The organism is Enterobacter sp. fkY84-1 (assembly GCF_052974705.1).
Genome location: NZ_CP169393.1, coordinates 1,935,777 through 1,961,808, shown reverse-complemented (window position 1 = coordinate 1,961,808; position 26,032 = coordinate 1,935,777). Strand labels below are relative to the sequence as shown.

The following is a 26,032-nucleotide window of genomic DNA, read 5'->3' as shown; positions in this document are numbered from 1 at the left end:
ACCGGTGCTTTTTTCATTGCGGGGAAGATTACAGCTCAGGCGTCTTTTTAAACCCCGTTAGCATCAGAACCAGGCTTTCTGATGAAGACGCCGGTTCGAACTGGTAATGATTCCCCTGGCGGTCACCGCCAATATACCACGAGACTTCGGTTTTTCCTTCCGCCAGCGCCTTGCGCACGGCTTTGTCCACGTTCACCATCCGGTATTCACGAGAATGGTTCAGATAGAGCACTGCGTCGGAGCGATAGTTACAGGCCGGACGCGAGGCCCATCTTACGGTAGCAGGATCCCAGTCATTGCTGGCCGGATAGAAGAAGATCTGATCGGCACCGTTAGTTTCCACTTTGCCGCCATAAATCCGCACGCGGTATGTAAACTGCGAAGGATCCTGCCCGGCAGGCAGAGGGGGAATGTGGAACTTCACCAGCGACAGCGTTTCGCTGTTTTTCGTTCGTCCCCCGTTCTGCCAGTTATCCTGCACCAGTAAAACCTGCGGTTCGGGCTGGGAGAGGTCTGGCTCCAGGCTGCTGAGCCAGACGTTGGCCTTCGCTCTGGAATAACCATACGGGACGGTGGTGCCACAATCTAACCCGCGGTTCATGCACAGGTCCGTCATAAAGCGCGCGGCGTCTTCCGTCCAGCCGTTCATAAAATCTGCATGCGCCGTATACAGGCTACCCCACCGCTCTTCTCGCTCATCGCCGTGCATGATGGGGTCCATGGAGAGCTGCACTTTGCTGGTATCAAGCGAGCTAATCGTCGGGAGTACGTAAGCAATGTTCATGTTCACGGTGGGAATTTTCACCGGGAAGGTGGACGGGCACTGCCCCTTGACGTCGTAGGTGGCGTTAATCAGACCATGGGCAGGCTTCAGGTTCACTCCATCCCAGCAGTTAGGAAACTGAATGCCGATATTAAACTGCACGGCATCGTTCGCCTTGCGCAAGCCGCAGACCTCACCGGTTTTGGTGGTGTAACCCTTGCCGTTGGCACATAAAAAGGTGATATGTGGATTCGGCGCACTACCGTGATGGTCGCCCGCCAGCAGCGACAGCCCCGCCGGGAAAGGGTGTAGCGGCCAGGCGTCCACGTTCGATGCCTGATAATAGGTTTTTTGATACGCCGGTTTGACGACCGTGCCGTCAGGCAGGCGAAGCGAAGGTGCCCAGTAGGCAGAGCTGTCGGCTTTGTTATCGCAGGTGGTCTTTTCATCCCGGCGCAGGGATTCACGGCTGGAGTCAGCATCCGTTTGCACGTTGCCGAAGAAGTCGTGCAGCATGGCCTCGTTGGGCATGCCGTACATCATAATGGCGTCATCGCCAAGGGTATGGGAATAGCCGCAAACAACATGCGCCTGCGGTGCGGCGTGTGCCGCATGAATTGTGAAAAGTAGCGCAGGGACAGAAAGCGCGCGTGTTAACGTTGTCCGTTTCATCATTTTCTCCATGACTGAAAGGACACATTGGTAACAAAAGCGGGCTAATTAACCGAATGATTCAGAGCGTACTTTTCCGTCTTTTGAGGCTTTACAGACGTCACGCACACCTCATTCCAGTACGTTTCGCGCGTGCGGCGCAGTTCAGCGTGGCGTTTTATCATGGAACCACTCCGGGTCAATGTTGGCAACGTCTACGCCATACAGGCTGGCGACAGGCAGTATCGACTCAAGAACACGTTGCGCGCTGTTCTCCGCATTCGCTGGTCGGGTCGCAAAAAACCGCCGTAACGTGCTGATCCATTTTTTCATCGTCTTACCCTCTCTCGCCGTATCTGCCTTCAGTTAAGCACCCCAATCCCGTGCAGGGGAAATACCAAAATCCACTGTCGATGTGCAGGATCTGCAAATAGCGCCCCGTCCTTTTCACGCTTCATTAACACCTTGTTCACTAATGCTTTTTTGCTCATAGCAAAGAATGATTTCTTATTTGGCGATAGCTTTCCCTTATGGGAGCGTAACGGGGTAAAACAAAAACAACGGGATGGCGTATGACTATGGCAGCAAAAATGAAAGGGTTTAAAAAACGGACGCTGGTTCTGGGCGTAGTGGCAGCCTGGGGCCTGTTTTCAGCGCAGGCGCAGGCCGATCAGCTGGCGGATATCAAGGCAGCAGGGGTGGTGAAAGTCGCCACGTTTGATGCCAACCCGCCGTTTGGCTCGATTGATGCCAAAACGCATGAGATCGTGGGTTACGACGTGGACTTCGCCAAAGCGCTGGCAACATCGCTCGGCGTGAAGCTTGAACTGGTTGCCACCAATCCGGCCAACCGCATTCCGCTGCTGCAGTCCGGCAAAGCCGACCTGATCGTGGCGGATATTACTATCACCCCGGAACGCGCACAGGTCATTGATTTCTCGACGCCTTACTTCGTCACTGGCCAGCAGTTCCTGGTTCCGGCGAAATCACCGGACAAGCTCGATGACTATAGCCGGGCGCGCATTGGCGCGGTCAAAGGCACAACGGGCGAGCAGGCGCTGCACCAGCGTTTCCCGCAGTCCCGCGTCCTCTCTTATGACGACATTCCCCTGGCGCTGACCGCACTGCGCAACGGCAACGTACAGGCCATCACTCAGGACAGCACCATTCTGGCCGGTCTGCTGGCGCAGGCGCCGGACAAAGCCAACTTCAAAATTCTGCCCGACCTGCTCAGTAAAGAAGAGATTGGCGTGGGGGTGAAGAAAGGTGAAACGGCGCTGCTGAAAGCCGTTAACGACGAGCTGGTTAATCTCGAGAAGACCGGTCAGGCGGCTAAAATCTACGACGTCTGGTTTGGTCCTGGCACCCCTGCTCCACAGCCCCGCGCCTTTAAAATAGAAGCCAGATAATGATGCTCTCAGGTTTATTTTCCCACTCCGCGGCCGGTGCCGCGGATTTTTCACATCTGGAACAGGCCAGCGTCGAGTTTCGCCACGTGGACAAACGCTACGGTGACCATCAGGTTTTAAACGACATTAACCTCACCATCACGCCCGGTGAAGTGGTTGCCATCCTCGGCCCGTCGGGTTCCGGTAAATCCACCCTGATTCGTCTTATCAACCAGCTTGAACCCCTGAGCGGCGGAGAGATCCTGGTCGACAACAAGCCTACCGGCAGGCTCTCCGGTAGCGGGCTGCGCCAGCTGCGAAGCCGCGTGGGGTTTGTGTTTCAGCAGTTCAATCTTTATGCCCACCTCACCGCCAGCCAGAACATCACCCTGGCGCTTGAGCACGTCCACGGCTGGAAGCCGCTGCCCGCTCAGGCGCGCGCGCTGGCCCTGCTGGAGAAAGTCGGGATGCTGGAAAAAGCCCACCATTACCCGGCTGAGCTTTCCGGTGGACAGCAGCAGCGGGTGGCGATTGCCCGCGCCCTGGCCTCGTCACCGCAAATCATTCTCTTTGACGAGCCGACGTCGGCACTCGATCCCGAGATGATTGGTGAAGTGCTGTTTGTGATGAAAGCCCTCGCCCACAGCGGGATCACGATGATCGTGGTGACCCACGAGATGCAGTTTGCCCGGGAAATCGCCGACCGGATTGTCTTTATCGACGGCGGGCACATTCTGGAAACCGCGCCGCCGGCACAGTTTTTCAGCCAGCCAGCGCATCCGCGCGCGCAGCGGTTCCTGCAAAAGGTGCTGGACCCGCTGCATCAGGAGCATCTGTAATGCCCGCGCTCGACTGGCAGGGAGTACTGACCGGACAGCCTCTGCAGTGGATACTTTCCGGATTTCTTACCACCCTGTGGGTGACGCTGGCGGGGATCGTGCTGGCCAGCCTGCTCGCACTGCTCTTTATGCTTCTGCGCCTTTCAGGCGGACGCGTCGGGAAAGCGATCGTCAGCGGCTGGGTATCGCTGTTTCGCAATACCCCGCTGCTGGTGCAGCTGCTGTTCTGGTATTTTGCCGCCTGGAACGGCCTGCCGCAGGCGTTTCGCGACGCGGTCAACGCCGATCACAGCTGGTCCATTCTGCCCGGCGACGTCTGGTGGTTTACGCCCGAATTTTTATGTTCTGCCTGGGGGCTGGGCGTATTTACCTCGGCGTTTTTAATCGAAGAAGTGGAATCAGGCTTGCGGTCTGTGCCAGCCGGGCAACGGGAGGCGGCGCTCGCCCAGGGTTTCTCCACGTGGCGATTGTTTCGCTACATTCTGCTGCCGCAGGGGCTGGCTAACGCCTGGCAGCCCGTTGTGGGCCAGTATCTCAACCTGATGAAGCTCTCCTCGCTCGCCAGCGGGATTGGCTTCGCCGAGCTCACCTACCAGGTCAGGCAGATCGAAAGCTATAACGCGCACGCGCTGGAGGCATTTACCCTCGGTACCGCACTCTATCTCCTGACCGGTCTGGTCATGGGAATGGTGCTGGTTCGCCTTGGGCCGCAGGCGAAACGTAAACGTCCGATCGTCGCCACCACAGGGAGTGAAAAACATGATTGCCGGACTTAATGTCATCACCGATAACCTCGATTATCTGCTGTGGGGACGCGCGGCAGCCGGTGAACCGGGGGGCGTGTTGCTCTCGCTGATGATGGCGACTGGAGCAGCCGTTATCGCCCTGCCCGCGGGGATTGCGCTCGCGTGCCTGGCCTGGCGCTTTACCGGGCTCGTGCGCAAAGCCCTCTTTTTATGGGCAGAGCTGATTCGCGGGATCCCGCTCATCTTCGTGATTTTCTGGATGTGGTATCTCCTGCCGCTCATCACCGGGGGCGATCTGCCGGGAGCGCTGACCGTCACGCTGGCGCTGGCCTGGTTTACGGCGGCCACCGTGATGCACTCGGTCCTGGCCGGGCTGAGCGCGCTGCCGACCGGGCAGTTCGAAGCCGCGCTGTCACAGGGATTCAGCACGCAGCAAACCCTGTGGCGCGTGCTGCTGCCGCAGGCGCTGGGGAATATTCTGCCGTCGCTGGTGGGGATTTTTATCAGCCTGCTGAAGGATACGTCGCTGGCGTTTATCGTGAACGTCCCGGAGCTGGCCACGGTGGCGGGACAGGTCAACAACCGGGTGCAAATCTACCCGGCGGCCATTTTTATCTTTACGGGCGTGGTCTATTACCTGCTCTGCTGCTCGCTTGAGCAGATTGCGAAGCGCTGGCGCCTTACCCGGCCAGCGCTTTAACCACCGTTTCCATCGCTTCGGTTGTCAATGCACTGCGTTTCACGCGCTGGTTCGCCAGCGCGGTACGCAGAACACCGGCAATGACAATATGCTTTGGCTCCTGCCCTAAATCACGCATCTCAAGCACCACCTTTCCGACCACCCGGCACATCTCCTGGTACAGCGCTTCATCTTTGGTCACGTTACCCATCGTCATCACTCCATTGCCTGTTAAACGTTGAGCTTAAATGATTCTCCTGCCGGATACAAAAAAGAAGCCCGGCGAGAGACTCGCCGGGCTTCATCTGTAAAATCAGTCAATTAGTTGTTTACTGGAATGACCGCGCCTTTGTACTTGGTGCGGATCCAGTCCTGAATCTCTTTCGAGTGCAGCACGTTCACCAGCGCGACGATGTCTTTCTTCTTCTCGTCACCGCGATGCACGGTAATGATGTTAGCGTACGGGTTGTTTTCACCGCTCTCTACCGCAATCGGGTCATGAACCGGATCCAGACCGGCGTCAATCGCGTAGTTGGCGTTAATCACCACCGCGTCGCCTTCGTTATTGTTGTACATCTGCGGCAGCAGAGACGCTTCCACGTTAGGCGTAAACTTCAGCTTTTTCGGGTTCTCGACGATGTCGCTGATGCGCGCGGTGACTTTATCGATGCCCGGCTTCAGCTTGATCACGCCCTCTTTCTCGAAGATGGAGAGAATACGCCCCTCTTCAGAAACCGCGTCACGCATGATGATTTTGCCGCCTTCCGGCAGGTCTTTCAGCGACTTGTATTTTTTGGAGTAGATACCGATTGGCTCAATGTGGATCGCGCCCGCACTGACAAAATCGTAGTCTTTATCGCCCGCATGATCTTTCAGCACGCTGTTCAGGTAAGGAATGTGCTGGAAATAGTTCGCGTCGATGTCATGACCCGCCAGCGCGGTGTTCGGCAGAATGTAGTCCTGGAACGGTTTAATCTCCAGGTCGATACCCTGCTTTGCCAGAATCGGCTTTGCCTGCTCCAGAATTTCCGCATGCGGCGTGTTGGACGCGCCCACGGTCAGGGTGTCGGCCCAGGAGGCGAAGCTCAGGGCGCTCAGGGTTGCAGCGGCGATCAGTGTCAGTGTCTTTTTCATGATGTGGTTCCTGTGTGTTGTTGTTACCCTAAATAGTTCGAGTCACAGGAAGGCGGCAAGTGAGTGAATCCCCAGGAGCTTACATACAGTAAGTGACTGGGGTGAACGAATGCAGCCAACGCGCCTGAGGCTCGAAATATGATGGGTATTAGCGTTTATCTAACAGTGAAGTAATGACATCGCCGCAGAACTGGATAATGAAAACGATGATCAGAATGGTCACCGTTGCCACCAGCGTGACGTCACCATGGTTGCGCTGGAATCCTTCCAGATAAGCCAGATTTCCCAAACCACCGGCGCCAATCACCCCCGCCATCGCGCTGTAGCTCACCAGCGCAATCAGCGTCACCGTAATACCCGAGACCAGTGCGGGTGATGATTCCGGCAGTAAAACCCGAAACACGAGCGTGCTCAGTCGTGCGCCCATCGAGCGCGTCGCTTCAATCACGCCTTTATCCACTTCACGCAGGGCGATCTCCACCAGGCGTGCGTAGAACGGTGCGGCACCCACAATCAGGGCCGGCAGCGCCGCGTTGGCGCCAAGAATGGTGCCGACAACGGTCTTGGTGAACGGGATCAGCAGCACAATCAAAATGATGAACGGAATCGAGCGGAACACGTTCACCACAATCGAAATGACGCTATACACCGTGCGGTTGTGGAACAATCCGCCGCGCGCGGTTAAAAACAGCGCCAGACCCAGCACGATGCCTAGTACAAAGGTCGCTACGCCGGACAGCGCAGTCATGTACAGCGTCTCCAGCGTCGCCGCCCAGAGCTGATCCCACTTGAGATGCGGAAAGAGATTCTCAGCCATGTTTAATCACCTCGCCTTCAATATCGCTGTGCTGCAGGTCGGCGAGGATATTGTTCAGTTGTTCATCAGATGCCACGACGTGCACCCAGAGTTGACCAAACACGCCGTGAGCGGTTTGGGTCATTTTTCCGTGCAGGATGTTAAACGGCAGGCCGTAGCGCAGCGTCAGTTCGCCCACAATCGGTTTGTGCGTGCTGTGCCCGGTAAAGGTCAGCCTGATAACCGTGCCTTCCAGATCGTTTGCCAGTTCGGTATTGAAGGTTTCTTCTTCAGCGTACTGGCTCACCTGACGGACAAACTGCTGCGTAATCGGCTGTTGCGGATGGGTAAAGACGCTCAGCACGTCTCCCTCTTCCACCACTTTACCGTTCTCCATCACCGCCACGCGGTCGCAGATTTTGCGCACCACGTGCATCTCGTGCGTGATCAGCACGATGGTCAGCCTGAAACGACGGTTAATATCCAGCAACAGATCGAGGATCTGATCGGTGGTCTGCGGGTCAAGCGCGGAGGTAGCTTCATCGCAGAGCAGCACATCCGGGCGATTAGCCAGCGCACGCGCAATGCCCACGCGCTGCTTTTGCCCACCGCTCAGCTGTGACGGATAAGCATGCTCGCGACCTTTCAGGCCAACGAGTTCAATAAGCTCGGCCACGCGGGCCTTAATGTCGGCTTTCGGTACGCCAGCAATTTGCATCGAGAACGCAATATTCTCGCTGACCGTGCGCGACCACAGCAGGTTGAAGTGCTGAAACACCATGCTGATCTTCAGACGCGCCTGGCGCAGTGCTTCACCTTTTGCGGCAGAAATGTTCTGCCCGTTGATGGTTACGCTGCCGCTGCTCGGTTTTTCCAGACCATTCAGCAGGCGGATAAGCGTACTTTTACCTGCTCCGCTGTAACCAATGATCCCGTATATCTGTCCCTGTGCTATCGTCAAATTGACATTATCAACGGCCGTGAGCGCCACCTTTCCGTTGTCAAAAACCTTCGAAATATTGCTGAGAACTATCATTCTTATTCGTTATCCGTGCCGCCCGTGGCGGTTTAGCAGTATGGATGTCCAAACGATAGTAAACAGGCGTTATCAGCTTTTAAATGAACAAAAAAGAATGTGTTATAACTTTCGGCAATAAACAGCGGATTTACCGGGTGGGAAGCATTTAGACCAATTTCAGCAATGATTATCTGCCGGATGCATATCTGCTGGCGGACGGGCGCAAAAAACGCTCATTTTTGCAGCATTTTATCCCGATATAGCCATCCTCACTTCCAGACAACTTTACGTCTTGCTGTCCTGCCATCCAGAAATGGCATTTATATTCCTTTCTGTTCTAAACGGCAGTGAATGGTTCTTTATTGAGAAAATTTCACCGCCCTATCATCCCGTCATGACATCCAGAAAGGAAAACATCATGACGATTTATCACTCCGTCACCGAACTGATTGGTCGTACCCCGCTGATCCAGCTGCATAAGCTTGATACCGGTCCCTGCTCGCTCTTTCTGAAGCTGGAAAACCAGAATCCGGGCGGGTCGATTAAGGATCGCGTTGCGCTGTCGATGATTAACGAAGCGGAACGTACCGGCCAGCTGCAGCCTGGCGGCACGATAATTGAGGCCACGGCGGGCAATACCGGTCTCGGCCTGGCCCTGATCGCCGCCCAGAAAGGCTACTCGCTGATCCTGGTAGTGCCGGACAAAATGAGCCGCGAGAAGATTTTCCACCTGCGCGCGCTGGGTGCCCAGGTGGTGCTGACCCGCTCCGACGTTAACAAGGGCCATCCTGCCTATTACCAGGATTATGCCCAGCGTCTGGCTAACGAACTGCCGGGCGCGTTTTACATCGACCAGTTCAACAACGAAGCCAACCCGCTGGCGCACCGCACCACCACGGCGCCTGAGCTGTATGAACAGCTTGACGGCAGGATCGACGCCATCGTCGTGGGTGTCGGCTCAGGCGGCACGCTGGGCGGCCTGCAGGCGTGGTTCGCCGAGCACTCTCCGCACACGGAATTTGTCCTGGCTGACCCGGCCGGATCCGTTCTCGCCGACCAGGTGGAAACCGGACGCTACCACGACGCGGGCTCCTGGCTGGTTGAGGGAATTGGCGAAGACTTTATTCCTCCGCTGGCCCACATTGAAGGGGTGAATCGCGCCTGGCGCATCACCGACCGCGAAGCGTTCACCACCGCGCGCGAGCTGCTGAAAACGGAAGGCATTCTGGCGGGCTCCTCCAGCGGCACGCTGCTGGCGGCCGCGCTGAAGTATTGCCAGGCGCAGGCCACGCCGAAGCGCGTGGTGACCTTCGCCTGCGACAGCGGCAATAAATATCTCTCGAAGATGTTCAACGACGACTGGATGCGACAGCAGGGGCTGATCACGCGTCCTCAGGCCGGCGATCTCTCCGACTACATCGCCCTGCGCCACGACGAAGGTGCCACCGTCACCGCGGCCCCGGACGACACGCTTTCCACCGTCCTGGCGCGCATGCGTCTGTATGACATCTCCCAGCTGCCGGTGCTGGAGGACGGCAAGGTGGTGGGCATTATCGACGAGTGGGATCTCCTGCGACATATCGGCGGCGATGGCGATCGCTTCGCGCTGCCGGTGACGGCAGCCATGACGCGTCAGGTCGAGTTCCTTGACAAGCACGCGCCGGAAAGCGCCCTGCACGCCATCTTCGACCGCGGCCTGGTGGCCGTCATTAATGACAACGACCGTTTTCTCGGTCTGATTACGCGCAGCGACGTTCTGACCGCCTGGCGCAACCGTCTACAGCAATAAAGGAATCAATGATGAAAAATTTGGCCACCCTCAGCGTTCACAGCGGCGAATTCAACGACCAGCACGGCGCCGTTATGCCGCCAATTTACGCCACCTCGACGTTTGCGCAACCCGCGCCCGGGGAGCATACCGGCTATGAGTACTCCCGCAGCGGCAACCCCACCCGCCATGCGCTGGAAACCGCCATCGCCGAACTGGAGGGCGGCACGCGCGGCTACGCCTTCGCTTCCGGTCTGGCGGCCATCTCCACGGTGCTCGAACTGCTGGATAAAGACAGCCATATTGTCGCCATTGATGACGTATACGGCGGGACGTACCGCCTGATTGAAAACGTGCGCAAGCGCAGCACCGGGCTGCAGGTCAGCTGGGTCAAACCGGACGACCTGGCCGGGCTCGAGGCCGCCATTCGCCCGGAAACGCGTATGGTCTGGGTCGAAACGCCAACCAACCCGCTGCTGAAGCTGGCCGATCTGGCGGCCATCGCGGCGATCGCCCGTCGTCATAACGTCATCAGCGTGGCGGATAACACCTTCGCGTCGCCGGTGATCCACCGTCCGCTGGAGTCCGGGTTCGATATCGTGGTGCACTCGGCCACTAAATACCTTAACGGCCACTCTGACGTGGTGGCCGGGCTGGCGGTGGTGGGCGATAACAAGGCGCTGGCGGACAAGCTCGGCTATCTGCAAAACGCGGTGGGCGGCGTTCTGGATCCGTTCAGCAGCTTCCTGACGCTGCGCGGTATTCGCACGCTCGCGCTGAGGGTCGAAAAGCACAGCACCAACGCGCTGGCGATTGCGCAATGGCTGGAGCAGCATCCTCTGGTCGAAAACGTGTACTATCCAGGACTGGAATCGCATCCGCAGTACCAGCTTGCCCGCACGCAGATGGCGCTGCCCGGTGGCATGATTTCCGTCGTGGTAAAAGGCGATGCGCAACGCGCCACCGAGGTGATTCGCAACCTGAAGTTGTTCACCCTTGCGGAAAGCCTGGGCGGCGTGGAAAGTCTGGTGAGCCAGCCTTACAGCATGACCCACGCCTCGATTCCGCTGGAGCAACGCCTCGCAAACGGCATTGTGCCGCAGCTGATCCGCCTGTCGGTGGGGATTGAAGATCCTAAAGACCTGATTGCCGACCTCAGCCAGGCGCTGCAAAAATAAGCAAAGTGCGGCAGGTCCCTCACCTGCCGCGATAAGTTGTCATCATGGCTTAACGCCTTGATAACAATATTATGTGAAACAGCACAGATTATTTCTGAAACACCGTTTCCATTTTCCTTTTATCTTAAAATCAGCGTATAATGCGCGCCTAATCCCTGGTGAATGGTTTCAGCGCTTGGAATACAAAAAACAACGTACAACTTCTCCTCTCCTTCGTTGGGCTGTCACTCAGGCACACTTTCTTCTGCACGCTCATTTGATGTCTCCTATCCTTAGTGCGTGTCATATACTCTTTTGCAACACAGGTTTGACTCCGCGGCGGTGCGCCCCCGGAGCGAGATTTCCATATCCTTCCCAACTTAAAGACTAAGACTGTCATGAAAAAGACGAAAATTGTTTGTACTATCGGCCCGAAAACCGAATCTGAAGAGATGCTGAGCAAAATGCTGGATGCCGGCATGAACGTGATGCGTCTGAACTTCTCCCACGGCGACTACGCAGAACACGGCCAGCGCATCCAGAACTTGCGCAACGTGATGAGCAAGACCGGTAAAAAAGCGGCCATCCTGCTGGATACCAAAGGTCCAGAAATCCGTACCATCAAGCTGGAAGGCGGTAACGACGTCTCTCTGAAAGCGGGCCAGACCTTCACCTTCACCACCGACAAATCCGTTATCGGCAACAGCGAAATCGTTGCAGTGACCTACGAAGGCTTCACCAGCGATCTGTCCGTTGGTAACACCGTGCTGGTCGACGATGGCCTGATCGGTATGGAAGTCACCGCTATCGAAGGCAACAAAGTTATCTGTAAAGTGCTGAACAACGGCGACCTGGGCGAAAACAAAGGCGTTAACCTGCCGGGCGTCTCCATCGCGCTGCCAGCCCTGGCTGAAAAAGACAAACAGGACCTGATCTTCGGCTGCGAGCAAGGCGTTGACTTCGTCGCGGCCTCCTTCATCCGTAAGCGTTCCGACGTGGTTGAAATCCGTGAGCACCTGAAAGCACACGGCGGCGAGAAGATCCAGATCATCTCCAAAATCGAAAACCAGGAAGGCCTGAACAACTTCGACGAAATCCTCGAAGCGTCTGACGGCATCATGGTTGCACGTGGTGACCTGGGCGTTGAAATCCCGGTTGAAGAAGTGATCTTCGCGCAGAAGATGATGATCGAGAAGTGTGTGCGCGCGCGTAAAGTGGTTATCACCGCCACGCAGATGCTGGACTCCATGATCAAAAACCCACGCCCAACCCGCGCTGAAGCAGGCGACGTGGCAAACGCCATCCTCGACGGTACTGATGCGGTTATGCTGTCCGGTGAATCCGCGAAAGGTAAATACCCGCTGGAAGCGGTCGGCATCATGGCGACCATCTGTGAACGTACTGACCGCGTGATGACCAGCCGTCTGGACTTCAACAACGACAGCCGCAAGCTGCGTATCACCGAAGCAGTATGCCGCGGTGCGGTAGAAACTGCTGAGAAACTGGAAGCACCACTGATTGTGGTTGCTACTCAGGGCGGTAAATCTGCGCGCGCCGTGCGTAAATACTTCCCGGATGCGACCATCCTGGCCCTGACCACCAACGAAACCACCGCTCGTCAGCTGGTGCTGAGCAAAGGCGTCGTTGCGCACCTGGTTAAAGAGATCGCCTCTACTGACGATTTCTACATTCAGGGTAAAGCACTGGCTCTGGAAAGCGGTCTGGCACAGAAAGGCGACGTTGTGGTCATGGTTTCTGGCGCCCTGGTACCAAGCGGCACCACCAATACCGCATCTGTTCACGTGCTGTAATAATTCCCGAACGAATTAATTTGGATAAAAAGCGCCCATTGGGCGCTTTTTTTATTCCCGGCATTAGCCAAACGCATTCAAAATGCAAATCGGGTTTTTCTATTTAATTGCGAATTATCTAAGATGAATCCGATGATAAATGCCTTTTTTTCCTTAGATTTTTGCCCGAAAAGGGCTGATTCGGTGCTTCTTTGAGCGAACGATCAAAAATAGGTGTATTCCCATCAAAAAAATATTCTCAACCCAAAAAACTTTGTGTAATACTTGTAACGCTACATGGAGATTAACTCAATCTAGAGGGTATTAATAATGAATCGTACTAAACTGGTACTGGGCGCGGTAATCCTGGGTTCTACTCTGCTGGCTGGTTGCTCCAGCAACGCTAAAATCGATCAGCTGTCTTCTGACGTTCAGACTCTGAACGCTAAAGTTGACCAGCTGAGCAACGACGTGAACGCAATGCGTTCCGACGTTCAGGCTGCTAAAGACGACGCAGCTCGCGCTAACCAGCGTCTGGACAACCAGGCTACTAAATACCGTAAGTAATAGTACCTGTTAATAAAATGGCGCACATTGTGCGCCATTTTTTTTGCCTGCGTCAAACGCCTACTGCGTCACCCTTTCCCCTTCATCTTCCGCCACCGCAGCAGACACCCGGCTGTTCTGCACCGACAACACGCTATTGCTGGCTGACGGGCCGCTACCGGACGACACGATAACCGGGATCCCGGCACGACGTGAAAGCGCTTTATCAATCAGCGCCTTATCGCTTCCTGCCTGAGAAACAAAGGCCGCAAAGTCGGCGGAATGGGTAATGGGCGAGACCTGCGGATTTTCCCCTTCTACCTGCGCCAGCGGACGGTGGACCTCAATATAGCGTTTACCATCCGGCTCCACGGAGAACTTCACGGGTTCATTGATAATCTGCACCCGCGTGCCCACCCGCACCTGTTCGAACAGCGCCTTAATATCCGGGGCGTTCATCCGCATACAGCCAGAGCTGACCCGCAGGCCAACGCTGTCCGGCGCGCTGGTGCCATGAATGAGATATTCCCCATTCCCCACGCCTAAACGCAGTGCGAAGCGTCCCAGGGGGTTATTTGGCCCGGCAGGGACCACAGGAGGCAGTTTAATGCCCTGCTCCAGAGAACGTGCTCGTATGCCCGGCGTGGGTGTCCAGGTGGGATTCGGGATCTTCTGGCTCACCCGCGTGGTCGTCACCGGCGTTTCCAGCCCCAGTTGCCCTATACCCAGAGGATAAACCTGAACAATATTTTGCCCCGGCGGGAAGTAGTAGAGCCGAAGCTCAGCAAGATTCACCACAATCCCCTCGCGGGGCGTATCCGGCAACAGCATTTGCGACGGAATGGTTATCACGGTGCCCGGCGCAGGGTTTACCGGCGCAATGGTATTGTTGGTTTCCAGGAGCACCTGCGCCGCCGTATTAAACCGGCGGGCGATGGTCTGCAGCTTATTATCTCCTTCCTGTATCGTGTAGGTTTGATTTTGCCCAATCAGACGACTGCCTGCGGGCGGCAACGGATAGTCCATCGCGCGGGCCGAATGAAGGGCGCCGAGCGAACTGAGGAGTAATAGAGTAATGAGAGACGCGCGCTTCATGCAGAGATTCCTTATTCACTGACAGAACGCCAGAAAGCTGAAAAACCAGCGAGGCGGGAACCACCTCGCGAAACAGAATGAATGCTGTTCTGTAAGTCTAGCTAAGGATTGCAGCTTTGGCGCGGATGGCGCGAATCATCGCTTCCAGTCCCTGAGAGCGGGACGGGGTGAGGTGTTGGGTTAAGGCCATTTTTTCAAACCACGGACGGACATCGAACGCGACGATATCCTGCGCCGACATCTGCTGGTAAAGGCTAAAGACGACCGCAATAAGCCCTTTTACAATGGCGGCATCGCTGTCGCCGCGCAATTCGATCGTGCCGTCATCCGACTGCGCCATCACAATCCACACCTGGCTCTGGCAGCCCTGAATACTGTTCTCCGGGCTGTGCGCCTCTTCACCGAGCGGCGGCAAACGCTGTCCCAGCTCGATGATATAGAGATACTTCTCTTCCCAGTTTGCGCAACGCGAGAAATTGCGCAGTAATTTATCTTTGTCCGGCAGCTCTGCCATCTTTCGCCTCTCCGTTAGCCCAGCAGCTGATGAATGCGCTTCAGCCCCGCCACCAGCCTGTCGACCTCTTCCGTCGTGTTGTACATCACCAGCGATGCGCGGCACATTGCCGGTACCTGGTAAAACGCCATCAGCGGCATGGCGCAGTGGTGCCCGGTGCGGACCGCCACGCCGTAGTTATCGAGGAAACTGCCCACGTCATAGGCGTGGTGTTTCCCAAGATTAAACGCGATTACCCCTTGCCGGTTGGCAGGCCCGTAGAGGGTCAAATCCGGCACGCTGGCAAGCTCTGCAAGCGCGTAGTGCATCAGCAGCTGTTCATACTCCTGAATGGCATCAAGACCGATGGCAGAGACGTAAGAGACCGCCGCCCCCAGCCCGATAATGCCCCCGGTGTTGGGCGTGCCCGCCTCAAAACGCCACGGGGCGCGCGCGTAGGTCGTGCCTTCCGTCAGGCTGACGGTGGCGATCATCGACCCGCCCCCTTCCCACGGCGGCATCGCCTGCAGGATCTCTTCTTTCACATACAGCACGCCAATCCCGGTCGGCCCATAGAGCTTGTGGCCTGAAAAGACGTAGAAATCACAGTCCAGCGCCTGGACGTCAACCGCGTGGTGCATCACCGCCTGCGCGCCGTCAATCAGGACCTTTGCGCCCGCCTGGTGGGCCTTCTCGACGATCTCCGCCACCGGGTTTTCGGTCCCCAGCACGTTGGAGACCTGGGTAACCGCCACCAGCCGCGTGCGGTCGTCCAGCAAGAGGTCAAGCTGCTCAAGCTGAAGCGTCCCGTCAGCGTTTAGCGGGATCACCCGCAGCTGGGCGCCCACGCGCTCGCAGAGCATCTGCCACGGCACGATATTGGCGTGGTGCTCCATCTGGGTGATGATGATGTTATCCCCCGCGTGGACCTGCGCGTTGCCCCAGCTGTTAGCAACAAGGTTGATCCCTTCGGTGGTCCCGCGAACAAAAACCAGTTCTTCCGGCGAGCGGGCGTTAAGGAAGGCGGCAAGCTGCGTGCGCACGTTTTCCATCCGCTGGGTCGCCTCGGCGCTCAGGGTATGAATACCGCGATGCACGGCGGCATAGCCGTGGCGATAGAACTCGGCTTCGGCATCCACCACCTGATTCGGCTTCTGCGCGCTAGCCGCGCTGTCCAGATAGGCCAGCGGCAGACCGTTTACTTCACGGGTCAGAACCGGGAAATCTGCCCGTACTTTTTCGACGGGAAAACTCATGCTTCGCCTCCAGGCAGGCGCTGACCGATCCGATCCAGCACCTGCAGTTTTAACTGACCATCGTGCAGCGCTTCCGTCAGTTCGGCGGCAAACGCGAAGATAATCATTTTCTGCGCCGCCTGCTGGTCGATGCCGCGCGAGCGCAGGTAGAACATCTGCTCGTCGTCGATTCGCCCGACCGTCGCACCGTGGCTGCATTTCACGTCGTCGGCGTAGATCTCCAGCTGCGGCTTGGTGTCCACCTCTGCAAGGCGACCTAACAGCAGATTGTTGTTGGTCATCTGCCCGTCGGTTTTAATGGCGTGCTGCGCCACGTTAATCAGGCCGTTAAACACCGCGCGCCCTTTATCACTCACGATGGTTTTGTGCAGCTGGCGGCTGTTGCAGTAGCCTTTGTTGTGCTCCAGCCAGGTGCGCGTGTCACACACTTCCGATTTAACCGGCATCGCCAGGCTGTTGATGCGCAGCGTGGTGTTTTCACCGTTAAGCTGCGTGCTGGTGTTGTGGCGCAGCACCGCCCCGCCGAGCAGGAAGCTGTGGCTGTACGCGGCGGCATCCTGTCCCAGGACAATGTCGTTATGGGCAAAGTGGTGGCTCTTCGCATTCTCAAACGCCAGCTTGATGTGGTGTAGCTGGGCATTCGCCGCCACGTTCATCGTCAGTCGCGACCCGGTAAAGTGACGTGTCTCATTGAGGCTGACGTAGTGTTCGATGACCGTGGCCTCCGCCCCCTCCGCCAGCTCAAGATGGTGGCGATAGTGCGCGGTATTGATTTCGTCACCGTCCAGACCCTGAGTGATGTGCATCAGCAGCAGCGGTTTGGCCGGACGCTGGTTACGCTTCACGCCGATATGCGTCACGCTGCGGGCCAGGCTTTCGGTCAGGTGCAGAAAGACCTCAGGCTGAACCGGGGCGTTCAGGCGCTGGCGATCGTCGTTTATCTCAATCTCAAATCCGCTCTCCTGGAGCGTGTCGCTCAGCTCAGGGCGGAACTGACCGTCGACAAACACCAGGCGCACGGCATCCACGCCCACTGCCAGCGCGTCACGCTCCGCAGGCGTGAGATCCGCCAGGCGGGTCACAAACTCGGCGTTCAGCAAGCCATCGAGCGGGGTGTATTTCCAGTTCTCATGCTTACGCGTCGGCAGGCCAAGACGCAGCATCTGCTGCAGATGCTGCTGCGCCTGCTCGGAGCGCGTATTACCCTGCGCCTCAAACAGCCGGTGCCACTGCTGGAGCGCATTACTGCTGTTCGGTAAGCCAGCCATAACCCTGCTCCTCCAGTTGTTTAACCAGCTTAAAATCACCAGATTTCACAATGCGCCCCTGGTAAAGCACGTGGACGTAATCCGGCTTGATGTAGTCCAGAATGCGCTGGTAGTGGGTGACGATAATAAACGAGCGCTTGCCGTCGCGCAGGGCGTTCACCCCGTCGGCGACAATCTTCAGGGCGTCAATATCCAGACCGGAGTCGGTCTCATCCAGAATGCACAGCTCGGGCTCCAGCACCGCCATCTGCAGAATGTCGTTACGCTTTTTCTCGCCGCCGGAAAAACCGACGTTCACCGAGCGGGTGAGCAAATCTTCCGGCATTTTCAGCAGCTTGATTTTCTCTTCCATTAAATCCTGGAAGTCGAAGCGGTCGAGCGCCTCCAGCCCCCGGTATTTCCGCACCGCGTTGAGCGCGGTTTGCAGGAAGAACTGGTTGCTGACGCCGGGGATTTCTACCGGATACTGGAAGGCCATAAAGATGCCCTCGCCCGCGCGGTCTTCCGGCGACATCTCCAGCAGATCTTTGCCGTTAAATTCGACCGAGCCGTGGGTCACCTCATAATCTTCGCGTCCCGCCAGCGTCGCAGAAAGCGTACTTTTCCCGGAACCGTTCGGCCCCATGATGGCGTGGACTTCGCCCGGCTTGACGTCAAAATTGAGGCCACGCAGGATAGCTTTATCTTCTACGCTGACCTGTAAATCTTTAATGCTTAACATGTGCTTTCCTTAACCGACGCTGTGTTCAAGACTAATGGCGAGGAGTTTCTGGGCTTCAACGGCAAATTCCAGCGGCAGTTCAGAGAACACGTCCTTACAGAAGCCGTTTACGATCATCGAGATGGCATCCTCTTCGCTGATCCCGCGCTGCAGGCAGTAGAAGAGCTGATCTTCCCCAATCCGTGACGTGGTCGCCTCGTGCTCCAGCTGGGCCGTGTTATTACGGCATTCGACGTATGGGAAGGTATGCGCCCCGCAGTCAGCGCCAATCAGCATCGAGTCACACTGGGTGAAGTTTCGCGCATTGGTCGCCGTCGGCATGATTTTCACCAGCCCGCGATAGCTGTTCTGACTGTGTCCGGCGGAAATCCCTTTCGAGATGATGGTCGATCTGGTGTTTTTACCGATGTGGATCATCTTGGTGCCGGTATCGGCCTGCTGATGGCCGCTGGTGAGCGCCACCGAGTAGAACTCGCCGATGGAGTTATCCCCGCGCAGGATGCAGCTCGGGTATTTCCAGGTGATGGCCGAGCCGGTTTCGGACTGGGTCCACGACATCTTGCTGTTTTCGCCTTCGCACAGCGCACGCTTGGTCACGAAGTTCAGGATGCCGCCGGTATTGCCGTCGCCCGGGAACCAGTTTTGCACCGTCGAGTATTTCACCTCGGCGTCTTTATGGATGATGACCTCCACCACCGCCGCGTGCAGCTGATAGCTGTCGCGCACAGGAGCGGAACACCCTTCGATGTAGCTGACGTAGCTGCCTTCATCCGCGACCAGAATGGTACGTTCGAACTGGCCGGTTTTTTCGGCATTGATGCGGAAATAGGTGGAAAGCTCCATCGGACAGCGCACGCCTTTCGGCACGTAAATAAAGGTGCCGTCCGAGGCCACCGCTGCGTTAAGCGCCGCAAAGAAGTTGTCGTTAGAGGGCACCACGGTTCCGATGTACTTTTTCACCAGTTCAGGATGATCGTGAATCGCTTCGCCGAAGGAGCAGAAAATGATCCCCTGCTCTGCCAGCTTCTCGCGGTAGGTCGTCGCCACCGAGACGGAGTCAAAAATGGCGTCCACCGCCACCTCTTTTCCTTCGCGCACCGGTACGCCCAGCTGGTTGAAGGCTTCTTCTACCTCTTTGCTGAGGAAACTGTTCTCCGCGCCGGTTTGCTGCACCGCGCCGGGCTGCGAGGCGCAGGTGTCATCGCAGCTGCCGCAGGAGGGCGCGGAGTAGTAGCTGTAGTCCTGATAGTTCAGCTTGTCATAATGCGCTTTCAGCCAGTGCGGCTCTTCCATCTCCAGCCAGGCGCGGTAGGCGCTCAGGCGAAACTCCAGCATCCACTCGGGCTCGTTACGTTTCGCCGAGATCGCCCGCACGACATCTTCATTGATGCCTTTTGCCAGCTCATCGGTCTGCAGCTGGGTGAAGAACCCCTCTTTATAGTTGAGGTGCCCGCCGCTCCAGGTATTTACTTCACTCGTTGCTTCAGTATTACGAGACATAGTTCCGCCTATACCCCAAAGCTTTCGCCGCAGCCGCATTCGTTCTGGGCTTTCGGGTTATGAAATTTGAATAACTGGTTTAAGCCTTCGCGGACGTAGTCCACTTCGGTGCCGTCGATAAAGGGCATGGCCTGCAGCGCGACGTACAATTTTGCGCCGTCGGTCTCGAACACCAGGTCATCTTTCTCGGGTTCGGTGACGGTATCAAGCACGTAACCGAAACCTGCGCAGCCGGTCTGTTTGACACCTAAACGCACGCCAAGGATCTCGGGCTTTTTCGCCACCAGCTCGTGAATATGTGCCGCCGCAGCCGGCGTGAGCGTTAACCCGCGCCAGGCGAAATCGGCAGGATTAAAGGTTTCTGAATGCAGTTCCATAGGTCCACCTCATCTGATAAGCCATCAGGGCATAACACCATGTTAGTGATAACGATTATCACTTCAACCCTCTGTCAGCAGGGGCATTCGGCTAAACCGCCCTTTTTGCCTACTTTTATTAAGCATAGACCCTGTGGCAGGATGCAGGCAGGATGGATTTAATTGTTCAATACATTGATTAATAATGCATTTCGTTGTGGCATTCGGGCAGGAGAGGAGAAACGTAAAATATGCATTGGAAATGCCTATTTTTGAGATAGCTTTTGCATGGAAAGTGACAAAAATAAAAAAAGGCCCTCAAGGCCTCTTACACTTAATGATGAAATGAGACAGCAAACCCCTGTTCACGCCAGTGGTCGAGCTGTTCCTGCTGTCGAGGCGTTGGCGATTTCCCCGTCCAGACGAAGATTTTTTGTCCCGGGAACAGTTCAGGACGCGGCGAATCAATCGGTTCTGCCAGGACGTCAATGTGCCAGCCCTTCTGCGCTAAGCGCGCGGCTTCGAGCCACAGATGGGTGCGGTCATCGCACTCCCAGCCGATCAGGAGAGCGTCTTTACCGGCTTTCTTACGGGACTCCGCCAGGCTTGCAATCGCGAATTCAATCAGGACACCGTCTAACAGGCTCGCCATGTGTCGCACGGTATTTTGGTCCTGGTTCATCCGCTGACGGACGGGAGAAATGATATTGTCAATCAGGGAATCTATCGGGTGATCGCGGCGGAACTCACCAATTTTGGCGCGCAGCTTTGCCGGGCTGGCGTAGCGCAGAACGGTCATCATCTCTTCCTGGAACGAGACCCAGTTGCCCTGAGTCAACACTTCCTTGTTTTCCAGCAAGGCTTTTACTTTCCCGACCGAAACGCCGCTCTTCATCAGGCGTTTGATCTCTTCTATACGCAGGATATCTTCATCGTCAAACTGACGATGGCCCCCTTCGCTGCGCTGCGGCTTCAACAATCCATAACGGCGCTGCCAGGCACGCAGCGTAACGGGGTTGATACCGCATCGTTCGGCCACTTCGCCGATACTGTAATAGGCCATTAACTCCCTCACGCTCAGAACTTCCATACCTAACTGCACCAACCTTATCAGATTGTACAAACCATTTGTATAACTAAGACCGCATTTTGAACGGGTGAATGGCTTACCACCCCATCCACCTGTTAATACATTGTTGTATAAAATTTACCGTTCGTACAGTAACGACTGCCAGATTGTGTACAGCTTTATCACAATTCGAACTTTTTCTCCGGCCAGGCAATGGCTGGAATCCCGCCGTGCCGGGGGCTGGCAAAAAGATGCCCCTGGAACTGGGAAATTCCCGCAGATTCCAGCCACATCCACTCTTCTGCCTTCTCTACCCCCACCGCGCAGAACTGGATTTCAAGCGAGGAACAGCATTTGATGATCGCCTGAATGATGGCCTGTCGGGGGCCACTTTTATGCACGTTCGCGACCAGATCGCGATTAATCTTAATTCTGTCAGGCTGGAAGTGGGCCAGCAGCTGCAGCCCGGCAAAACCGGCACCAAAGTGATCGATCGTCACGCTGATACCCGCGCTTTTTAACTGCCTGACCGAATCCGTGAATTCATCAAAACGGGAAATGGCTTCGCTCTCGGTGAACTCCACCACGATTTGCTCAGGTACAAACCCGTTTGCTTCAATCGCGGTGAGCAGAAAATCCACGGCGTTGGGAATGTTAACCAGCGTCATAGGCAGCAGGTTCAGGGATAACGTCTGGTCCTGTAACCCCAGCGCGCTGGCCATAGACATAGCCACCTGCTTGCTCTGCAAATCAGAGGTGTACACTTCCTCCTGCGGAAGGCTGGCGAAATAGGCCCCCGGCGAGTCGCCGGACGGGGTGCGGAGAAGCGCCTCCCAGGAGACAACCTGCTGCATAAACGGATCGACTATCGGCTGGAACGCGAAGCTGCAATCCGCCCCTTTCGCGACCACCTCAGGCTGTGCGGACAAACGCGTCTCTTCGCGTACGAAATCCCATGTATCCGCAGGCGGCAGTTCAAAATAGTTCGCTTTTTCCGTGGCCTCGACAAAGGTGCGGAAAAACTGCAGAGGGCGATCGTTATAGGCCAGCTGGTAGCGTGTCGTCCCCTTATTAAGTATCTGCTGCAGCACCTCGTCCCGGTCGAAGTGGCGCAAATCAAAAAGCTCCATACCCACGTTGCCAAAACGCCGGACAGGGCCGTGATCGCGCATTAACTCGACCACGTTATGGTGGCGCGGGTCGTTGCAGATCTGCTCATAGATAGCCGAAACGTGCTCCACCGGCCCTTCAAGCAGTTGAAAAAAATGTGTGCCGTTAAACAGCAGGATCCCCGTGACATTGGATTGCCGATTTTTACGATTTGCAGCAGCGACCATTGCTTCCAGCGCTTTCACTGGAACGTCCTCGCAGATATGACTGCGGTAAATGATGGTTGTGAGCATGCTATTCCTGGGGGGTTAGGGTTTTGGCCACAAAAGACGTGGGGAATGTTTATTTATAGCACATTAATTGCCTGACAAATAATTTACATCTCAACCATTTACGGCAGTTAATGAGACCGTTTGACTCGGCTGTACAACTTACCAGCACATGCGCTTTTTGTACAATATATCCTGCACTCACCCCCCATCACAACGCCAACCCAACGTAATGAAAAATAAATGATTTATAAAATATATCGTAAAAAATCTAAAAATCTGTACATTTTAGATGTACAGATTTGGAAATTGTGTATACCTTAAATGTAACGTTACTGATTACAAAATTTTACAGGAGCGAAACATGCAGCAGAAAGGTTACGTCGCAGATTCCGCAGCAGCAATCGCACAGTACTTCGAAAAAGCCGCGCTTCCGACCCAACAGGAAACGCTGGGCCAGGTGGTTGTTGAAATTCTCAGCGACGGGCGAAACCTTAATCGCAAATCGCTTTGTACAAAATTGCTCAGCCGCCTCGAAAAGGCCGATGGGCCGGAAGAGGAAGAGCATTACCACATGCTGCTTGGTCTGCTCTTCGAACGGTAAGGATATGAATCGCAGTAACGCAGACCGACTGATAGACCAGCTTATCGGTGAAGCCGTTCTCTCTCTTCTGAAAGAGCGGGGGCCGGTGACAACAGAAGGCTTGCTACAGCGTCTGCGGGTCATGAAAGAACATGAAAAGGATCCCCAGCGGCGGGAGACACTTGCGATGGTGATTGCCGAGATCGGCTCAAACAGCATCGCCTTTACACGTCGCAGAACCGCGCAAGGACGAACAAAAAGAGAGGGATCTCTCAACGATAACCGAGACAATGTAGTGCCGTTATTTGGAAGTGGAAAACCGTCCGATCCCAAAAAAATACATTGACTGCAATTTAACAGCTACGGTGAGAACAAATGAGACAAAATATTCAGCTTCAACCCGAATATCACTCTGCTTTTTTAGACAGTGCGCTGGCGGAGTATTTCCGCCATGCAGGCGATCGTTTTGCTGAAGAGTCCGCTATTTTTTCTACTGCAGTACGCTGTGTTCTGGCCTCCGAAGGTCATCTTTCCAATAAAGCGATCATCCTCTGGCTCATTCAGACGCTGGAATCCACCAACGACGTGGTTCAGGCGGATGTGATTCGTAAGACGCTGGAAATCGTGGTGGGTTACACCATGGACGATCTCTGAGTTCCTGCTCGCCGCGCCCCCTAACGTGTCATCGTCAAAACTGACGATCGGCCTGACGATGACACGCGCCCTCCCCCATAACACCCTGTAATCCACGCAAAATCAACCTGGCACGGTTCCTGCTTATTTCCGTATACGGGACTGGGTTTCCAGTCAACTTTGCTTCATTTCTTAACAGGTCTGTTATTGATGAAAAAGATCGCCAGCGTCTGCCCGTACTGCGGTGCAGGCTGTAAATTGAACCTTGTCGTTGAAAATAACCGTATCATCCGTGCCGAAGCGGCAGAGGGGGTCACAAACCAGGGCACCTTATGTCTGAAAGGGTTTTACGGCTGGGACTTCCTCAACGATACCCGTCTTCTCACCCCCCGCCTTACCCAGCCCATGATCCGCTACCGCAAAGGCGAAGCCTTCACCCCCGTTACCTGGGAAGAGGCGATCCGCTACACCGCCCACAGGCTCAGCAGCATTAAAGCGCAGCACGGGCCGCGGTCGATCATGACCACCGGCTCCTCTCGCGGCACCGGCAATGAAACCAACTACGTGATGCAAAAGTTTGCCCGCGCGGTGCTGAACACCAACAACGTGGACTGCTGCGCGCGCGTCTGTCATGGCCCGTCCGTGGCGGGTTTACAGGAAACGCTCGGCAACGGCGCGATGAGCAACTCTATTAACGATATTGAAAACTCAAAATGCCTGCTGGTGTTTGGCTATAACTGCGCGGACTCCCACCCTATCGTTGCCCGCCGCGTGCTGAAAGCGCGTGAAAACGGCGCAAAAATTATCGTCTGCGATCCGCGCCGTATTGAAACGGCGCGTATTGCCGACCAACATCTGCAGCTGAAAAATGGCAGCAACATGGCGCTGGTGAACGCCTTTGGCTATGTGCTGCTGGAAGAGGAGCTGTACGATAAAAGTTACGTGGCGCGCTTTACGGAGGGGCTTGAGGCCTACCGGCAAACGGTAAAAGATTATGCGCCTGAGAAGGTCGAACATCTTACCGGCATCCCCGCCCGTGACGTCCGCCAGGCAATGCGCACCTTCGCAGCGGCCCCTTCCGCCACCGTGATGTGGGGAATGGGCGTGACCCAGTTTGGTCAGGCTGTGGATGTGGTCAAAGGGCTTTCCAGCCTGGCGCTGCTGACCGGGAATCTCGGTCGCCCCGCCGTCGGCGTCGGACCGGTGCGCGGTCAGAACAACGTCCAGGGTGCCTGCGATATGGGCGTACTGCCGAATATGTTCCCCGGCTATCAGGATGTGACCGACCCGGCGGTCCGGCAGAAGTTCGCTGATGCCTGGGGTATTGATGTCAATAAAATGGACGGTCGCGTCGGGACGCGCATTACCGAAGTGCCGCATCTTGCGCTGGAAGGCAAGGTCAAAGCCTATTACATCATGGGAGAAGATCCGCTCCAGACGGAAGCCGATCTCAGCCTGGTGCGCAGCGGTTTTGAAGCGCTCGATTTTGTCGTGGTTCAGGACATCTTTATGACCAAAACGGCAGAGGTGGCGGACGTTCTGCTTCCGGCTACCTCATGGGGTGAACACGGCGGCGTCTTTACCTGTGCCGATCGCGGCTTCCAGCGTTTTGGCAAAGCCATTGAAGCCAGCGGCAACGTGAAGCGCGACTGGGAGATCATCAGCCTGCTCGCCACCGAGATGGGCTACCCGATGCATTATGACTCCAACCAGCAGATCTGGGACGAGATGCGCGAGCTGTGCCCGCTCTTCTACGGCGTGACGTATGAAAAAATGGGCGAGATGGGTCACGTTCAATGGCCGTGCCCGACGCTGGATCATCCCGGTACGCCGTACCTGTACAAAGATAATCAGTTCGATACCCCAACCGGTAAAGGGCAGCTCTTTGCCGCACCGTGGCGCGCGCCGGCAGAAATCCCGGATGCGGATTTCCCGCTGGTGCTCTGTACGGTCCGCGAGGTGGGCCACTACTCCTGCCGCTCCATGACCGGGAACTGCGCCGCGCTGCAAAGCCTGGCCGACGAGCCGGGGCGGGTGCAAATGAACCCTGCCGATGCGGACAAGCTGGGCATTACTGACGGACAGCTGGTCTGGGTACGCTCCCGCCGGGGGAAAGTAATTTCCCGCGCCAGCATCAGCGAGCGCATCAACGCCGGGGCCGTTTATATGACCTATCAGTGGTGGATTGGCGCCTGCAACGAGCTAACCCAGGATAACCTCGATCCCATCTCCAAAACCCCGGAAACGAAGTACTGCGCGGTGCAGCTGGAGGCGATTAAGGACCAGCGCTGGGCAGAGGACTATGCCGCATCGGCGTATCAGTCCATGAAGTCGCGGCTGATAAGTGCGGCGAACGTCTGAGGAAAACAGGAATTAGCAAAAGTTTTACCCGGCACTGGGATGA

At 56.2% G+C, this 26,032-nt stretch carries 28 protein-coding genes; 13 read left to right on the top strand and 15 right to left on the bottom strand.

What is annotated here, in order from left to right; translation table 11 throughout:
- Positions 1-28: 28 nt before the first annotated feature.
- Positions 29-1,435, bottom strand: coding sequence for a DUF1996 domain-containing protein (locus tag ACEPLT_RS09345; protein WP_032674619.1), 1,407 nt, complete (start codon positions 1,433-1,435; stop codon positions 29-31).
- A gap of 144 nt (positions 1,436-1,579) precedes the next feature.
- The gene (locus ACEPLT_RS09340) at positions 1,580-1,747 is read right to left on the bottom strand and encodes a hypothetical protein (RefSeq protein WP_008500610.1); all 168 of its coding nucleotides are present in this window, start codon (positions 1,745-1,747) and stop codon (positions 1,580-1,582) included.
- Positions 1,748-1,992: 245 nt separating this feature from the next.
- Here ACEPLT_RS09340 and ACEPLT_RS09335 point away from each other — a divergent pair, with 245 nt between their 5' ends.
- From ACEPLT_RS09335 to ACEPLT_RS09320, 4 genes are read left to right on the top strand one after another with little or no spacing between them, the layout of a single operon-like run.
- A complete protein-coding gene (locus ACEPLT_RS09335; RefSeq protein ID WP_072253605.1) occupies positions 1,993-2,823 on the top strand; it encodes an ABC transporter substrate-binding protein in 831 nt (276 codons plus the stop codon).
- 2 nt (positions 2,824-2,825) lie between these two features.
- A complete protein-coding gene (locus ACEPLT_RS09330; RefSeq protein ID WP_046091741.1) occupies positions 2,826-3,641 on the top strand; it encodes an amino acid ABC transporter ATP-binding protein in 816 nt (271 codons plus the stop codon).
- The gene (locus tag ACEPLT_RS09325) at positions 3,641-4,417 is read left to right on the top strand and encodes an amino acid ABC transporter permease (protein WP_232928775.1); all 777 of its coding nucleotides are present in this window, start codon (positions 3,641-3,643) and stop codon (positions 4,415-4,417) included. The genes ACEPLT_RS09330 and ACEPLT_RS09325 overlap by 1 nt, the downstream gene beginning before the upstream one ends.
- Positions 4,401-5,087: an amino acid ABC transporter permease gene (locus tag ACEPLT_RS09320; RefSeq protein WP_232928773.1), complete on the top strand. Its 687-nt coding sequence runs from the start codon at positions 4,401-4,403 to the stop codon at positions 5,085-5,087. The genes ACEPLT_RS09325 and ACEPLT_RS09320 overlap by 17 nt, the downstream gene beginning before the upstream one ends.
- On the opposite strand, the gene fumD is transcribed toward ACEPLT_RS09320, so the two are convergent.
- The 4 genes from fumD to ACEPLT_RS09300 all read right to left on the bottom strand — a co-directional run bounded on the left by fumD (position 5,068) and on the right by ACEPLT_RS09300 (position 8,032).
- On the bottom strand, positions 5,068-5,277 hold the full coding sequence (fumD, locus tag ACEPLT_RS09315; RefSeq protein WP_023343959.1) for a fumarate hydratase FumD: 210 nt from the start codon (positions 5,275-5,277) through the stop codon (positions 5,068-5,070). The two genes, ACEPLT_RS09320 and fumD, sit on opposite strands and share 20 nt — an antisense overlap.
- Before the next feature lie 110 nt (positions 5,278-5,387).
- Positions 5,388-6,200, bottom strand: coding sequence for a MetQ/NlpA family ABC transporter substrate-binding protein (locus tag ACEPLT_RS09310; protein WP_008500616.1), 813 nt, complete (start codon positions 6,198-6,200; stop codon positions 5,388-5,390).
- A 148-nt stretch (positions 6,201-6,348) separates the two neighbouring features.
- The gene (locus ACEPLT_RS09305) at positions 6,349-7,017 is read right to left on the bottom strand and encodes a methionine ABC transporter permease (protein WP_008500617.1); all 669 of its coding nucleotides are present in this window, start codon (positions 7,015-7,017) and stop codon (positions 6,349-6,351) included.
- Positions 7,010-8,032, bottom strand: a complete 1,023-nt coding sequence (locus tag ACEPLT_RS09300) for a methionine ABC transporter ATP-binding protein (RefSeq protein ID WP_021241114.1) — start codon at positions 8,030-8,032, stop codon at positions 7,010-7,012. The genes ACEPLT_RS09305 and ACEPLT_RS09300 overlap by 8 nt, the downstream gene beginning before the upstream one ends.
- A gap of 400 nt (positions 8,033-8,432) precedes the next feature.
- Between ACEPLT_RS09300 and ACEPLT_RS09295 the strand changes: the two genes are divergently transcribed.
- From ACEPLT_RS09295 to lpp, 5 genes are all read left to right on the top strand, one after another.
- Entirely contained in the window at positions 8,433-9,803 is a 1,371-nt protein-coding gene (locus tag ACEPLT_RS09295) for a pyridoxal-phosphate dependent enzyme (protein WP_196095951.1), read from the top strand.
- Between the two features lie 11 nt (positions 9,804-9,814).
- Entirely contained in the window at positions 9,815-10,960 is a 1,146-nt protein-coding gene (locus ACEPLT_RS09290; protein ID WP_021241113.1) for a trans-sulfuration enzyme family protein, read from the top strand.
- A gap of 73 nt (positions 10,961-11,033) precedes the next feature.
- Complete coding sequence (gene ynhH / locus ACEPLT_RS09285; RefSeq protein ID WP_418251755.1) at positions 11,034-11,330, top strand: protein YnhH; 297 nt, start codon at positions 11,034-11,036, stop codon at positions 11,328-11,330.
- 7 nt (positions 11,331-11,337) lie between these two features.
- Positions 11,338-12,750, top strand: coding sequence for a pyruvate kinase PykF (gene pykF, locus ACEPLT_RS09280; RefSeq protein ID WP_008500621.1), 1,413 nt, complete (start codon positions 11,338-11,340; stop codon positions 12,748-12,750).
- A 309-nt stretch (positions 12,751-13,059) separates the two neighbouring features.
- A complete protein-coding gene (gene lpp, locus ACEPLT_RS09275) occupies positions 13,060-13,296 on the top strand; it encodes a murein lipoprotein Lpp (protein ID WP_001082307.1) in 237 nt (78 codons plus the stop codon).
- 60 nt (positions 13,297-13,356) lie between these two features.
- On the opposite strand, the gene ldtE is transcribed toward lpp, so the two are convergent.
- From ldtE to ACEPLT_RS09230, 9 genes are all read right to left on the bottom strand, one after another.
- Positions 13,357-14,370, bottom strand: a complete 1,014-nt coding sequence (gene ldtE, locus ACEPLT_RS09270) for a L,D-transpeptidase LdtE (protein WP_045336088.1) — start codon at positions 14,368-14,370, stop codon at positions 13,357-13,359.
- A gap of 97 nt (positions 14,371-14,467) precedes the next feature.
- On the bottom strand, positions 14,468-14,884 hold the full coding sequence (sufE, locus tag ACEPLT_RS09265; RefSeq protein WP_008500626.1) for a cysteine desulfuration protein SufE: 417 nt from the start codon (positions 14,882-14,884) through the stop codon (positions 14,468-14,470).
- A 14-nt stretch (positions 14,885-14,898) separates the two neighbouring features.
- A complete protein-coding gene (sufS, locus tag ACEPLT_RS09260) occupies positions 14,899-16,119 on the bottom strand; it encodes a cysteine desulfurase SufS (RefSeq protein ID WP_045406260.1) in 1,221 nt (406 codons plus the stop codon).
- Complete coding sequence (gene sufD / locus ACEPLT_RS09255) at positions 16,116-17,387, bottom strand: Fe-S cluster assembly protein SufD (protein WP_232928772.1); 1,272 nt, start codon at positions 17,385-17,387, stop codon at positions 16,116-16,118. Before sufD ends, sufS begins: the two co-directional genes overlap by 4 nt.
- The gene (gene sufC / locus ACEPLT_RS09250; RefSeq protein ID WP_204624043.1) at positions 17,362-18,108 is read right to left on the bottom strand and encodes a Fe-S cluster assembly ATPase SufC; all 747 of its coding nucleotides are present in this window, start codon (positions 18,106-18,108) and stop codon (positions 17,362-17,364) included. Before sufC ends, sufD begins: the two co-directional genes overlap by 26 nt.
- Positions 18,109-18,117: 9 nt before the next feature.
- Entirely contained in the window at positions 18,118-19,608 is a 1,491-nt protein-coding gene (gene sufB / locus ACEPLT_RS09245; RefSeq protein WP_008500630.1) for a Fe-S cluster assembly protein SufB, read from the bottom strand.
- Positions 19,609-19,616: 8 nt separating this feature from the next.
- Positions 19,617-19,985 (bottom strand): Fe-S cluster assembly scaffold SufA, encoded by a 369-nt coding sequence (sufA, locus tag ACEPLT_RS09240; protein WP_008500631.1) that lies wholly within the window; start codon positions 19,983-19,985, stop codon positions 19,617-19,619.
- Between the two features lie 313 nt (positions 19,986-20,298).
- A complete protein-coding gene (locus ACEPLT_RS09235) occupies positions 20,299-21,027 on the bottom strand; it encodes a MerR family transcriptional regulator (protein WP_008500632.1) in 729 nt (242 codons plus the stop codon).
- Positions 21,028-21,215: 188 nt separating this feature from the next.
- Positions 21,216-22,436 (bottom strand): diguanylate phosphodiesterase, encoded by a 1,221-nt coding sequence (locus tag ACEPLT_RS09230; RefSeq protein WP_032674613.1) that lies wholly within the window; start codon positions 22,434-22,436, stop codon positions 21,216-21,218.
- A 340-nt stretch (positions 22,437-22,776) separates the two neighbouring features.
- Here ACEPLT_RS09230 and ycgZ point away from each other — a divergent pair, with 340 nt between their 5' ends.
- From ycgZ to fdhF, 4 genes are all read left to right on the top strand, one after another.
- A complete protein-coding gene (gene ycgZ, locus ACEPLT_RS09225; RefSeq protein WP_008500634.1) occupies positions 22,777-23,016 on the top strand; it encodes a regulatory protein YcgZ in 240 nt (79 codons plus the stop codon).
- Positions 23,017-23,020: 4 nt separating this feature from the next.
- Positions 23,021-23,341 carry a hypothetical protein gene (locus ACEPLT_RS09220; protein WP_021241105.1) on the top strand — a complete coding sequence of 107 codons (321 nt, stop codon included), beginning with the start codon at positions 23,021-23,023 and terminating at the stop codon, positions 23,339-23,341.
- Positions 23,342-23,370: 29 nt separating this feature from the next.
- Positions 23,371-23,649, top strand: coding sequence for a biofilm/acid-resistance regulator YmgB/AriR (locus ACEPLT_RS09215; RefSeq protein ID WP_008500635.1), 279 nt, complete (start codon positions 23,371-23,373; stop codon positions 23,647-23,649).
- Positions 23,650-23,838: 189 nt separating this feature from the next.
- The gene (gene fdhF / locus ACEPLT_RS09210; protein WP_032674611.1) at positions 23,839-25,989 is read left to right on the top strand and encodes a formate dehydrogenase subunit alpha; all 2,151 of its coding nucleotides are present in this window, start codon (positions 23,839-23,841) and stop codon (positions 25,987-25,989) included.
- Positions 25,990-26,032: the final 43 nt, after the last annotated feature.

Coding starts and splice junctions, on each gene's coding strand:
- ACEPLT_RS09345 (WP_032674619.1), bottom strand. CDS start 1,435: ATGAAACGGACAACGTTAACACGCGCGCTTTCTGTCCCTGCGCTACTT.
- ACEPLT_RS09340 (WP_008500610.1), bottom strand. CDS start 1,747: ATGAAAAAATGGATCAGCACGTTACGGCGGTTTTTTGCGACCCGACCA.
- ACEPLT_RS09335 (WP_072253605.1), top strand. CDS start 1,993: ATGGCAGCAAAAATGAAAGGGTTTAAAAAACGGACGCTGGTTCTGGGC.
- ACEPLT_RS09330 (WP_046091741.1), top strand. CDS start 2,826: ATGCTCTCAGGTTTATTTTCCCACTCCGCGGCCGGTGCCGCGGATTTT.
- ACEPLT_RS09325 (WP_232928775.1), top strand. CDS start 3,641: ATGCCCGCGCTCGACTGGCAGGGAGTACTGACCGGACAGCCTCTGCAG.
- ACEPLT_RS09320 (WP_232928773.1), top strand. CDS start 4,401: ATGATTGCCGGACTTAATGTCATCACCGATAACCTCGATTATCTGCTG.
- fumD (WP_023343959.1), bottom strand. CDS start 5,277: ATGGGTAACGTGACCAAAGATGAAGCGCTGTACCAGGAGATGTGCCGG.
- ACEPLT_RS09310 (WP_008500616.1), bottom strand. CDS start 6,200: ATGAAAAAGACACTGACACTGATCGCCGCTGCAACCCTGAGCGCCCTG.
- ACEPLT_RS09305 (WP_008500617.1), bottom strand. CDS start 7,017: ATGGCTGAGAATCTCTTTCCGCATCTCAAGTGGGATCAGCTCTGGGCG.
- ACEPLT_RS09300 (WP_021241114.1), bottom strand. CDS start 8,032: ATGATAGTTCTCAGCAATATTTCGAAGGTTTTTGACAACGGAAAGGTG.
- ACEPLT_RS09295 (WP_196095951.1), top strand. CDS start 8,433: ATGACGATTTATCACTCCGTCACCGAACTGATTGGTCGTACCCCGCTG.
- ACEPLT_RS09290 (WP_021241113.1), top strand. CDS start 9,815: ATGAAAAATTTGGCCACCCTCAGCGTTCACAGCGGCGAATTCAACGAC.
- pykF (WP_008500621.1), top strand. CDS start 11,338: ATGAAAAAGACGAAAATTGTTTGTACTATCGGCCCGAAAACCGAATCT.
- lpp (WP_001082307.1), top strand. CDS start 13,060: ATGAATCGTACTAAACTGGTACTGGGCGCGGTAATCCTGGGTTCTACT.
- ldtE (WP_045336088.1), bottom strand. CDS start 14,370: ATGAAGCGCGCGTCTCTCATTACTCTATTACTCCTCAGTTCGCTCGGC.
- sufE (WP_008500626.1), bottom strand. CDS start 14,884: ATGGCAGAGCTGCCGGACAAAGATAAATTACTGCGCAATTTCTCGCGT.
- sufS (WP_045406260.1), bottom strand. CDS start 16,119: ATGAGTTTTCCCGTCGAAAAAGTACGGGCAGATTTCCCGGTTCTGACC.
- sufD (WP_232928772.1), bottom strand. CDS start 17,387: ATGGCTGGCTTACCGAACAGCAGTAATGCGCTCCAGCAGTGGCACCGG.
- sufC (WP_204624043.1), bottom strand. CDS start 18,108: ATGTTAAGCATTAAAGATTTACAGGTCAGCGTAGAAGATAAAGCTATC.
- sufB (WP_008500630.1), bottom strand. CDS start 19,608: ATGTCTCGTAATACTGAAGCAACGAGTGAAGTAAATACCTGGAGCGGC.
- sufA (WP_008500631.1), bottom strand. CDS start 19,985: ATGGAACTGCATTCAGAAACCTTTAATCCTGCCGATTTCGCCTGGCGC.
- ACEPLT_RS09235 (WP_008500632.1), bottom strand. CDS start 21,027: ATGGCCTATTACAGTATCGGCGAAGTGGCCGAACGATGCGGTATCAAC.
- ACEPLT_RS09230 (WP_032674613.1), bottom strand. CDS start 22,436: ATGCTCACAACCATCATTTACCGCAGTCATATCTGCGAGGACGTTCCA.
- ycgZ (WP_008500634.1), top strand. CDS start 22,777: ATGCAGCAGAAAGGTTACGTCGCAGATTCCGCAGCAGCAATCGCACAG.
- ACEPLT_RS09220 (WP_021241105.1), top strand. CDS start 23,021: ATGAATCGCAGTAACGCAGACCGACTGATAGACCAGCTTATCGGTGAA.
- ACEPLT_RS09215 (WP_008500635.1), top strand. CDS start 23,371: ATGAGACAAAATATTCAGCTTCAACCCGAATATCACTCTGCTTTTTTA.
- fdhF (WP_032674611.1), top strand. CDS start 23,839: ATGAAAAAGATCGCCAGCGTCTGCCCGTACTGCGGTGCAGGCTGTAAA.